Annotated in this window: 6 protein-coding genes; 2 read left to right on the forward strand and 4 right to left on the reverse strand. The window is 63.4% G+C overall.

All coding sequences use genetic code 11. The features are described from left to right. Nucleotides 1–333: 333 nt before the first annotated feature. From BLW85_RS00080 to BLW85_RS00095, 4 genes are read right to left on the reverse strand one after another with little or no spacing between them, the layout of a single operon-like run. On the reverse strand, nt 334–801 hold the full coding sequence (locus BLW85_RS00080) for a hypothetical protein (RefSeq protein ID WP_074989910.1): 468 nt from the start codon (nt 799–801) through the stop codon (nt 334–336). A 55-nt stretch (nt 802–856) separates the two neighbouring features. Further along, nucleotides 857–1,684: a hypothetical protein gene (locus BLW85_RS00085; RefSeq protein WP_074989911.1), complete on the reverse strand. Its 828-nt coding sequence runs from the start codon at nt 1,682–1,684 to the stop codon at nt 857–859. Beyond that, nucleotides 1,681–2,268 carry a hypothetical protein gene (locus BLW85_RS00090; RefSeq protein ID WP_074989912.1) on the reverse strand — a complete coding sequence of 196 codons (588 nt, stop codon included), beginning with the start codon at nt 2,266–2,268 and terminating at the stop codon, nt 1,681–1,683. The genes BLW85_RS00085 and BLW85_RS00090 overlap by 4 nt, the downstream gene beginning before the upstream one ends. Continuing rightward, the gene (locus BLW85_RS00095) at nt 2,265–3,386 is read right to left on the reverse strand and encodes a hypothetical protein (protein WP_143060380.1); all 1,122 of its coding nucleotides are present in this window, start codon (nt 3,384–3,386) and stop codon (nt 2,265–2,267) included. The genes BLW85_RS00090 and BLW85_RS00095 overlap by 4 nt, the downstream gene beginning before the upstream one ends. 1,174 nt (nt 3,387–4,560) lie before the next feature. On the opposite strand from BLW85_RS00095, the gene BLW85_RS00100 reads away from it, so the two are divergent. Together BLW85_RS00100 and BLW85_RS00105 are read left to right on the forward strand one after the other, a co-directional pair. After that, the gene (locus BLW85_RS00100; protein WP_167381334.1) at nt 4,561–11,304 is read left to right on the forward strand and encodes an RHS repeat-associated core domain-containing protein; all 6,744 of its coding nucleotides are present in this window, start codon (nt 4,561–4,563) and stop codon (nt 11,302–11,304) included. A 73-nt stretch (nt 11,305–11,377) separates the two neighbouring features. Then, entirely contained in the window at nt 11,378–11,878 is a 501-nt protein-coding gene (locus BLW85_RS00105; RefSeq protein WP_074989915.1) for an SUKH-4 family immunity protein, read from the forward strand. Nucleotides 11,879–12,076 lie beyond the last annotated feature (198 nt).

A 12,076-nucleotide genomic window follows, 5' to 3' on the forward strand; every position in this document is an offset into this window, starting at 1 on the left:
GCTGATATGCGCCGGGATACGTAGCGTCTTACCGGTCACGCTCGCGGTGCTGCCGTCGGACTGCTGCACCTTGGCGGTGTCCTGGACGGAGGACCACGTGCCGACCCAGTGCTGGGCGTCGGACCCGCTGCCTGCGACGCTCATCGGCGCAGGCCGAGGGCCGAGGATGTGCAGTGAGGGCTGTCCGGCCTGGACTCCGTTGGTGAACAGGGGCAGGGAGATACTGCTGATGATCGAGCCGGGGGCACTGGAGCGGGACACTGACGGCGTAGATTTTCGGGCCGGAGCTTGGGCTGGTCTGGGTGTTGTCCTTGTGGTTCTCGTGGACCAGGGTCAGCGAGGCCGCCGCGGTGGCCCGCTGATCCAGTCGGGCACGCTGTCCAGCTGGTACGACTGGTCAGCCGGGTTGCCGTCCGGGTCCAGGCAGTTGTCCTTGGCGTAGGTGATGGTGCCGATGGCTCCCTTGGCCGCACCGCCGGTGGCGAAGGCAAGGAAGACCACCGAGTCACCGGTGTTCACCACACCGCTGTCCGGGACGGTGATGGTCTGGCCGGAGGCGAGCATGTTGTCGTAAGCGCCGCTGCCGAACTTCGGCAGCGTGACGTTGGCGCCGTCCACGGTGACCGTCTGCCCCACCCTGCCAGCCGAGGCACTTGTCAGGTCGGCGGAGTTGATGCTGTTGCCGGATCCGTCGGCGTCGGCGGTGCTGGTCGTGGTCGTGAACGTGCTGGTGGCGGTGTTGTTCAGGCAGCTTCCGGTGCTGTTGATCGCGCACGCCAGCGCCGGTCCGAGCCGCAGCACGTCGATACCCGCCTGGAACCCAGAGGAACTGGATTCTTGCCCGTCAGGGTGAGCGTCAGCGTGTGGACACCCTGCCTGAGGGTGAGCAACTGGCCGCTGGAGTCCTTCGGTACGCCCAGGTTGAGGAACTGGGTGGTGACGTAGGAGTTGTAGGGTCGTACCCGCTGATCAGCGTCGACTGCGTGGGCTTGCCCGCGTCCAGGACCAGCCGGTAGATGCCGTAGTCCTTTGCCTTGGTCAGGTTGGCACCGAAACTCCAGGGCCCGTCTTTCGGAATGTCGAAGCTGAGGGTGACACTGTCACCGGAGACGACCTTCGAGGTACTGCTCTTGTTGCCGAGGAACGCCTGGTAGCCGTCAGCGAACTCGTAGCCGCTGCCGGCGGCCTGGCTGATCAGCTGACCACCCTTGGTGGTGACCGTAGCCGCGGGCACCGAGGTCGTCGTATTGTCCGCGTTGGTCGCGCTCCAACCGGTGATCATCTTGTCGCCGTAGGCGTACGCCGGAGTGCTGCTACCCGCGTAGAAGACGTAGGACGCCTGAGTGAGAGACGTCGAGCCTGCCTGGTCCACGGCCTTCGCATACAGCGTGTGCGGTCCCGTTGCCCCGGGAGCAAAAGCGGGGGAGGCACTGCCGTTGATGACCGACGTGCCGGTGCCCGAAGCGTTGTCGGAGCTGACGTAGTACGCCGTGCCCGGCGCGATCTTCGTGCCCGTGCTCCACTTGGTGACACCACTGCTGGTGTACATGGTGTTCCCGAGCGTGCTGTCCAGACGGAACAGATAGCCAGTGATGTTGTTGGTGTGATTGTTGCTGAGGGTGAAGGTTCCCTTGTCGCCGTAGGCGGCACCGATCTGTTTGGCCGGGAACTGACTCGACGTCACCGTCGGGCCGGCGGCGCGCTGGTGTCGACGGTGAAGGTCTGCGTCTTCGTCCAGACGCCAGAGCCCGTCCCGGCCCAATAGCCGGCCGCGTTCTGAGCGGTAGCCTTCCAGGTGTAGGTGCCGTCCGGCAGACTCGGCGAGGTCCAGTCACTGCCGTTGGTGTTGTACCGGGCACGCTTCTTCGAATCCGTGCTGGGGCCAAAACCCTGATGTATCAGCGTGCCGGAGGAGTTGTAGACGTTGTACTCCATGCGGACCAGTTCGCTGCCGCCGGCCAGGTCGGGATCGACCGCGCGCGCGGACAGCGTCGGGGTGTGGGTGGTGGTCATCGTCTTGCCCATGCTCACCGTGGACGGCTTGAGCGCGGGAGTGCCGTTCAGCTTGGGCCGGTAACTGTAGGTGACCGACATAGTGGCGCCGCCACCGTAGGCAAGCTGCTTCCACTGAGTGGCGTCGTTCATGTCGGGTGACTGGACCATCAGCGTCATGCTCTTCCAGCCGCCGGCCGCCGCGCTCTGCGCACGCGAGGTCACGTCGAACTCGAGCGATGGCGGGCTGACCCAGGAGTTGGCCCCATCGGTCACCGGACAGGTGCCGGCCTCATGGCTCTTCGGGTTCGAACCCAACGCGCCGGTACGCCCTCCGGCTCGTGGCCCCAGTACAGCGAGGAGGAACTCCAACCGGCGGGGCGGTCGGTGCCGTAAACGGCAGCCGGGGTGTCGGAGCAGGAGGCGGCGGAGAGCTGCTTCACATACAGCGAGGCGTGAGTGACCACGGCACCTTTAATGCCGCTGGTGTTCATCTGGTAGTACGTCCGAGCCCGTTCACCGTTGCCGGGGTAGGAGTTGTCCCATCCCTCGCGGGCGTTGGTGGAACCCGAGGTGGACGTCGAGTTGTAGACGTTCCACCCGTTGTCGGAGATCCGAGCCCAGTCCAGTTGGGATGGTCGGCCGCTCCACTCGGGGTCGATGTAGACAGGATAGGCCGTGCTCTTGGCCGAAAGCAGGTTCTCGTCAACCCCCAGCAGCTGCTTGCCGGACTCGAGGCTCATCCTGACCTGGGCGTGGTGCTTGCCGACCTTGGCCGCCGCCCGATGCTCGGCCCGGGCCGAAGACACGGACGTGGTGCGCACCAGAGAGGCGGGGGTCTTCTGGCCGGTGCTGTCCCACATCAGCGCGGTGTCGCTGTGGAACACCGTCCTGCCGGTGTGCTTGTCCGTGGCCTGGACGCCGCCGTCGCGCGTCGCGGCCAGCTTGATACCGGCCGACGAGGTGCCGAGGGCGAGGCGCCGCAGCCGCGGATCGGTCGCCGCCTTCGCGGATTTGACCACAAGGACCGAGGAGTAGCCAGAGGCGTCCGCGGTCAGCTGGAGATCGACCTGGGGCAGCACGTCCGGATACGTAGCAGTGTCTCCGGACACCACTGGTGTGGGCAGGGCGCCCGGCCAGGAGAAGCCCAGCTTGTCCTGGCCGTTACGCATCGTGGCCAGCGCACCGGAGCCACCACCGGAGAAGGACACGTCCGTGACCACGGCCTTGGGCGCCCAGGTCCCGTCAGACCGCCGCACCAGCGTGGTGTCGATCGGCACCCACTTCCCGTGCTGGAAGGTGCGCTGCGGCATGGAAGAGTCGGTGCGGGTGAAGGTGCCATCCGGGTTGGCCACCACCACCGTTCCGGTATCGGTGAGTTGATCGATGGTCACCGGTTTACCCGTGGCCTTCGCCCGTGCAGAGGCGGACTCGGTGGCGTTGAGGCTGCGTTGGGCCCCCGGTGTGCTGCCGGACGAATCTGCATGCGGCGACCGGGTGGGGCCGGCCGGTGCCGCATGGGCCACCACGGCCGAAGTCAGTGACCCGGCGGCGAGAGCGGCGACGACGGTGACGGCAACGGGTCTGGACGTGGAACGTCTGAATGCCCATATGGCTGGGCGAAAGGCTGACATCGAGGTTGGCGTCCTTCGCGGGACTCAGGCGGCCCCCCCTTGGGTCCGCGCCGCTGTGCATTCTGAATGCAAGGAGCGGCGTGAACCATCGACAATCGACCGCCGAGCGCACGTGTCTGGCTTATTCTTGACGTACTTCCATAGCCGGTCTTGCTATCCAGATGCCTACTTGCGCATGTTTTGCCGGGCAGGTGCAGGGCGAGCGATGTCAGGCTCGCGCGGGGTGTTGTGTAGCACTGTGCCCTATATGGGGGTGAGGAATCGGGTCAGGTCGGGGTCGGAGTATGCGGGACGCAGCTACGTCTTGGGAGCCCGGGCCTAATTGAGCGCTCGACTGGTTGCCGTTGATGCGGGTGACCTATTCTCGATCGTGGACTACGAGATTCCGTTCCATTCAAGGTAATTCCTTTACTGATTCACAAAAGTTTTTTTACTTTAAGTGTTGGTCTGACCGCTTAGCGTGAGACTTTGCGGGGGGAGTGATCTATGTTTGCCCCTGCTTTGACGTGCCCTCAAACAGCGCCGGCAGAAGAGTGCTTGTGCTTGCGAGGCGTTGAGGAGGGGAACGCACGGTATGGGGCGGGTAGCCTGGTGGAGACGGGACAGCCGGTCGGTCTGGGCCGGTCACAGTGTTCGACGTACGGCAGTTGTCGCCGTCGGTGCCCTGGTTGTGGGGCTACTGCCCGCGGACGCGGTGGCGGCCCCCTCTTCGACAAAGCACGGCGTCGCAATCTCTGCGGCACCGCATAACAAGCGGATTCCGTTCACGCGGCAAACGCCTAGGCGGGGACCGTCTCCCAAGCCGTTCAAGCATTTCAACCCCAGTGGGCACGCGAAGCTTCCCGCCCCGGGCAGCGCCACCGTCACCTTGCCCGTCACAGTCGCCCCAGGCCTGAGTGCCAAAGCGACTCAAGTCCGGGCCGGGAAGATGCCCGTGCTGCTCAGCACCGCACCGAGTGTGCAGGACCGGTCGGCAGCTGTCACTGCAACGCAGCGCGTACGAGTGACGATGCTGGACCAGAAGTCCGCGCTCGCGGCCGGCATCCACGGCGCACTGTTCACCTTGCAACGCACAAGCCCTGGCAACGGCAAGATCGCGCTTCAGGTGGACGACTCCTCATTCCGCTATGCCTTCGGCGGAGACTTCGCCTCCCGCCTTCATCTCGTCGAACTCCCCGCGTGCGTGCTGACGACACCGAAACTGGCACGTTGCCAGGTACAGACGTCGGTGCGCACGACACCAGATGCACCACTGTCTGGTCAGGTGTCTGTCCCAGGTGCAACCCATGTGAAAGCTGGCGGTACCTCCGGTCGCCACGAAGTGCCCGCATCCGGGACCACGGTTGTCATGGCCGCCACCTCCGGCACCTCGGGCTCCTCCGGCGACTACTCAGCGACCAGTCTGTCACCGGCCGGTTCCTGGTCGACCTCGGCGAACACTGGAGCGTTCACCTACAGCTATCCGATCACAGTGCCACCAGCTGTCGGTGGAGCATCACCGAGCGTGACTCTGTCGTATGACTCCTCCAGCCAGGACGCGCGTACCGAGGGCACGAACAACCAGTCCTCGTGGTTGGGTGACGGCTGGAGCATGGCAGACAGCTATATCGAGCGCACCTACAAGCCATGCAGCGACGACTCCTCGTCCGGCGCGCCGAAGGGCGACGGTGACGAATGCTGGGCAGGCCAGATCCTGACTCTGTCGCTGAACGGGGCATCCACCGACATCGTGTACGACGATGCCACCAAAACTTTCCGGCCAACCTCCGACGACTCCACCACCAAAATCGAAGACCTGACTGGTGCCTCGAACGGCACGGCGAACGGGGAGTACTTCAAGGTCACCGAGGGCGGTGTGCAGTACTTCTTCGGTCTCAACCACCTGCCGGGCTGGTCCAGTAGCAAGGACGAGACCAAATCCGCCTGGACCGTTCCGGTTTACCACGCTCACAGCGGTGTCTCCGCGTGTCCGGACAGCACGGACTTTGCCTCCACTACTTGCACACTGGGTTACCGATTCAACCTGGACTACGCGGTCGACACACACAACAACGCCACCGCCTGGTACTACACGCCGGAGACTGGCTACTACGGCGCAGATATGAAGGACACCGCAGTCGCCTACACCCGCGGCGGCACCCTCGCACGCATCGACTACGGCATGACCTCCTCGACCATCTACTCCGGCACCGCACCGGAACAGGTCGTCTTCAACACCGCCGAGCGCTGCATTTCGGGAACTCCGTCGGGAAACACCTGCGCCGACAGCCAGTTCACGCCGTCGAACGCCTCCTACTGGCCAGATGTGCCCGTCGACCTCAACTGCACTTCTTCAGGAGCAAGCTGCACCAACCATGGCCCGAACTTCTGGTCACGCAAGCGGCTGACTTCCATCATTACGCAAATCCAGACGAACGGTGCGACCCAGCAAGTAGACAGGTACACCTTCACCCAGTCCTTCCCCGACGGCGGTGACCACGCTCCGACCTTGTGGCTGGACTCCATTCAACGCACCGGCCTCGACACTCTGGGCGGAGCCACGGGCAGCATCTCCACGCCGGCGGTGAACTTCGACCCGCCGCTGCAACTGCCCAACCGGGTGGGAACGATCCCGCAGATGCCGCTGATGTACCACGACCGCATCCAGACCGTCACCAGCGAGACCGACGCCCAGACCACCGTCACCTACGACCGCCCAGACTGCTCCAAAGCCCCCGCCAGCGACCCCAACGACCCGACCGACGCAGCCGCCCAGTCGTTCGCCTCAACCAACACCCTCTCCTGCTTCCCGGTGTACTGGACGCCCTACGGGCAGCCGTCACCATGGATGGACTGGTTCTACAAGTACAAGGTCTCGTCGGTCGTCACCGAAGACACGCACAACTCCTACCAGGACGGTACCGAGCCCAAGCTGGAGACGGACTACGACTACAAGGGCAACCCGGGCTGGCACTACGACGACGACGAGGTCGTCAAGGCGAAAAACCGGACCTGGGGCCAGTTCCGTGGTTACCCCGAGGTGGACGTCACCACCGGCGACCCGACTGTCTTCCATGAAACGAATGGCGCCGCGGTCCATGACAAGAAGACGCTGACGAAGACGTACTACTTCCTGGGCATGAACGGCGACACACTGCCAGGCGGAAAAACCCGCTCGGTGCCGGCACTCAAGAGCCAAGACGGCGCCACTACAGTTGCAGACGACAACGCCCTGGCCGGCCAGACGTTCGAGACTGATACCTACACCGCCTCGGACGGTGGGCTTGACAACGCAGTCGTCGACGTCCCCACGGTCATCGGTCCGACCGCAAGCCGTTCACGTTCCGGACTGGCGGCACTAACGGCACAGATGGTCCGCCCGGCCAAGAGCCTCACTCGCAAGACAGTCTCCTACGGCTGGCGTAAGACCGAGACCGACACCTTCTACGACACGACCCTCGGCAAGCCAACGACCGGCATGCCCGTCCAGGTCGACGACCGCGGCGAGACGGCAGACAGTAACAACATCTCCAAGTGCACCTATACCCACTACATCACCAGCAGCTTGGACACTCTGGTGCTGCCCGCAGAGGTCATCTCCACAGCCCAGGACTGCTCCAGTGCGGGGGCGGCTCCGGGCGGCTCCCTGATCTCCGACGTCCGTACCTCCTACGACCACAACGCCTTCGCCTATGACGGAGACGGCCAGCAAAACCCGGCACTCCCCAAGACCGGCGACGCAACGCTGGACCAGCAGGCGTCCGCCGCCAGCGGCGCCACCGCCACCACCTTCGTCAATATGGCGGCCACCTACTACGACTCCTACGGCCGCGTGACCAAGGTGGTCCGCACTCCCAACTCCACGTCCCCCGATGGCAAGAGCCTCGCCGAGAACGTCTACACCACCTACACCCCGGCAAGCGGCGCGCTGCCCACCAGCACTACGACCGTCACCCAGGTCACTTCCGGCGCGGACTGCTCAACAACCACCACATCGTCCAAAGACTGCCAACTCACCAGCACCACCCTCGATCCCGCACGCACCCTACCCACCGCCAAGACCGACGCGGCCGGCCTGCTCACCTCCCTCACCTACGACGCGCTGGGCCGCAGCACAGCCGTATGGCTGCCCAACGAAAACAAAGCCGCCAGCGCGCCAGCGAACATTACCTACACCTACAAGCTGGCTCAGCAACCGCCCATAGTCGCCACCAACACCCTTCTCGACGACGGCAGCTACAAAACCAGCGAAACGCTCTACGACGCCATGCTGCGCCCCCTGCAGACGCAGGAAACCGCCGAGAACTCAAGCACCACGGTCAGTGATACACAGTACGACTCGCATGGCTGGACGGTCCTCACCAACAACGCCTACAACGTCGGAGGCAGCCCCACAAGCAGCCTGGACACCCCGTCCCGGCTCACCATGTCCGACACCACTGTCACCGACCACGACGGCATGGGCCGCGCCGACCTGGTCACCGAGGAACACAACTACGCCAAGACCTGGGCAACGACCACCGCCTACACCGGCGACAAGACCACCGTCCTGCCCCCCAAGGGCGGTGTGGCCACCACCACTGTCGTCAACGCCCGCGGCCAGACCACCGAACTCGACCAGTACACCGCCGCCCCCACCCTCTCCGGCACCGCGGCCAACGGATACACCGCAAGTGGAGGAACCACCTCACCCACCACCTACGGCTACAACGCCGCTGGTCAACAGAACCAGGTCACCGGCCCCGACAAGAGCCAATGGACAGTCGACTACGACCTGCTCGGCCGCAAGAAGACCCAGCAGGACCCAGACGCTGGCAAGTCAGACTACGGCTGGGACGACGCCGGCAACCTGACCTCAACCACCGACGCCAAGAAGGTCGAACTCGACTACACCTACGACCTCCTAGGCCGCAAACTCACCGCCAGCGACAAGGCCAAAAGCGACTTCGAATTCGCCTCGTGGGCCTACGACACCCTCCGCATCGGCCTGCCCACATCATCGACCCGCTACGTCCAGGGCACCACGGGCGGTTACACAGTCGCCGTTACCGGCTACACCACTCTCGGAAAGCCCACCGGCACACAGATCACTCTGCCGACGTCGGAGGCGCCGCTGCCGACGACCTACAGGACGACCTACAGCTACTCGACCAACGACCAGTTGCTGCGGTCACAGTCTGACCCCCCGACCCAGGGCCTGACCAGCGAAACCATCAACTACGGCCATGACACGCTCGGCAACCCGACCACCTCGGGCAGCGGCGTCTTTGGCTACATCACCGGCACCACGTACGAGGACTTCGCACAGCCTTCCCAGCTCACGCTCGGCCCCCCCACCAATCAGGCAACGACCACCTACAGCTACGACGATCAGACCCTCCGGCCGACAGAACGGGTTATCCAACGTACCCAGGCCCCCGGCCCCACAGTCGACGACACCAAATACACCTATGACGACGCCGGCAACCCCACCTCCACCACCGATCAGCAATCGGAAACCGGCAACACCGTCACCGACCAACAGTGCTACAACTACGACGCCCTGGACCGGCTCACCGACGCCTGGACCGCCAACGACAACTGCGCAGCCAACCCACCGACCACAACCACCCTCACCACCGCACCCGGATCGTACTGGCAGACCTTCAACTACGACGCCATCGGCAACCGCCACCAGAGCATCGATCACGCTCTCGGCACCACCAGCACAACCACCACCACCTACAACGACGGCTGCACCGCCAACTGCAACTCCACCGGAGCGCAGCCCCACACCCTGACTTCCACCACGGGTGGAACCAACCCGACCACCTTCGGCTACGACGAAGACGGCAACCTTCACAGCCGCACTCCCACCACAGGCCCAGGACAGACCCTCACCTGGGACGACGAGGGCAACCTTGCCGCGGTGGACACCACCGGACCCAGCCCCACGACGACCAAGTACCTCTACGACGCCGACGGCAACCAGTTGATCCGCCGGGACCCCGGCCAGACGACTCTCTTCGCCGGCGACACCGAGATTGTCGTCAACACCAGCGTCACCCCCAACGTCCTCCTCGGAGCCGTCCGCACCTACACACACGGAGGCACCGGAAGCCCAGTGGCCGTCTGGTCCAGCCTCAAGGGCGGCGGCAAGAAGTACCTCTTCAACGACGCTCACGGCACCGCGACTCTCTCAATGGACTTCGCCACCCAGCAGGTCGCCCGCCAGCAGTACACGCCCTTCGGCCAACCACGGGACAGCGCCAACACTTCCACATGGCCCGACCTCACCCACAGCTATCTGGGCAAGCCCCAAGACACCTCGACCGGTTACACCGACGTGGGTGCCCGCAAGTATGCCCCCGACCTGGGCCGCTTCATCAGCGTCGACCCGGTCTTTAAGGCCGACAGCCCTCAAGAGCTCGGTGGTTACGCATACGCAGCCAGCAACCCCGTTACGAACAGTGACCCCAGCGGCCTGTTCCTGCCAGGAGACATGCTGGCCGGGGGTACTCCCAGACGCGGAAGCAACGTGGACACGTCCGAACAGGACAACAACAAGAAACTCTTGAACCAGCTTCCGCGGTGGGACGGCGACAGGCTGAACCAGGTATGGGTGTACTACGGGTACAACACCGATGGCAATAGCTACTGGCAGACGCCGGTGGGAGACGGCCACCGCACGGCTATGGCGTGCTTCGGACGTACCGGTTGCCAGCAGGCAGCCAAGGTATGGATGAACACACACGACCTAGCCAAGGCCAAGCTAGTCGCCGCCACCTACTGCGTGACGCACCTCAAACGCTGCCTAATAGATCAGGGCGCATATGACTCCATGAAAGGCGCCGCCGAAACTGTGCCCCTGCTTCTTGCCGGTGGAGAGGGCATTGCAGCAGAGGAAGCAGAAGGTGCGGGGGGCGCGAAATGCAGCTTTAGCCCCAGCACTCCTGTCCTCATGGACAAAGGCAAGACCAAGCCGATCGGAAAGATCAAAGCCGGTGACAAGGTCGAAGCTGCAGACCCCAAAACCGGAAAACACCAAGGATCGCGGACCGTCCAGCACGTATGGATAAACCGTGACCACGACCTACTCGACGTCACCATCCGCACCGAGAACGGTCACACAGCAACCCTACACACCACCGCTAACCATCCCTTCTGGAACGACACCGCTCACGCCTGGACCCCAGCAGGCAAGCTTCACCACGGCGACGCCCTCAACACAGCCACCAACCACCACGCGTACGTTGTCGCCACTCACCGCACATCCGGCACCGCCGACCGCTGGAACCTCACAGTTCAGCAACTCCACACGTACTATGTACTCGCCGGTACGACGCCAATCCTGGTGCACAATACTGATGGGGCAGCTTGTGGGCTGGTTCCGTACGGCAGTACTGAGCTGAGTAGGGCAACTGCGTTCCAGCGGCTGATAGAAAACAACAAGGGAAATAACTACGCCGCTGCGCGGTTGCAGGACGGGACAATTCTGGTCGGGCGATCCAGCGCGGGTATCCATGCGGAAGAAGACCTGATCAGGAAAGCTGGCGACAGGAGGATTGTGGAGCTATACTCCGAACGTCAGCCATGCGCGAATAAGTGTGAAGGTCTAACGGCTGGAATGAATACTAGCTGGTCCTGGAATTGGAACGGTGTTGATCGAGGAGCGGTCAATGCGGAAATCAAGGCCACGATCAACGATCTATTCAAGTAGCTAGGAAGAGCGGCACCTCATCCAGCGGATGGGGTGCCGCTTCTCTAGGGTAACGTTCGGATGAGGGTGTCCAATGGTGGATCTGACTGACGAGAACTGGCCGTCTTTTGCCATGGTGCAGATCCATGGTTCAAGTGCTGGGAATCCCGACTGGGACGGTCCGGATCTAACGCTTGAGGTCCCGAGGGCAATGGTCGGGGCGACGTATCGGGCTGCGGATGCTCTAACGAGGGGCCATGGAAGCCTCGTAAGGTTCGGTTCGACCGGGCTCTTTGGCAGCATTCTGCTCGATACCGTAACGGGTGCAGTGGTTAAGCTTGAGCGAGACGCGCACCATGTGAGCATCGTGAATTCTTCACTCCCCAACTTTGTTGTGGTGGTGAGGGCGGTGATTGAGCGGTTTCCCTTCTATGACTCAGGCAGCGATGATAGCGAGTGGATGGCTGCCGCAAGGGCAGTAGAGGAAATCGTTCGAGGTGTCGACCCAGGTGCCTTCATTCGGGATGGATTCTGGGAAACGCTCGTTAATGATATTGAGATGGGGGATTTTTCTACAGAAGATGTCCTGGGGTAGTGGCAGGATATTGCGATGGCCTTTATGTCGGGTCGCTGAGAATCGCCGCGAGGTTTCGAGCCTGGCCGGACCGACCATTGGGCCTGGATTCCCAGAGCATTTTCTGAATAGCGATCAATCCGTGCCATTAATCTCAGGAAGCCCCCCGCTAGGCCGTCCTGGACGATCCGGAGTTGGTGGAGTGGCGCGGCGGAGGCC

This window comes from Streptomyces misionensis, assembly GCF_900104815.1.
In the GTDB taxonomy this organism is placed as follows: Bacteria; Actinomycetota; Actinomycetes; order Streptomycetales; family Streptomycetaceae; genus Streptomyces; species Streptomyces misionensis.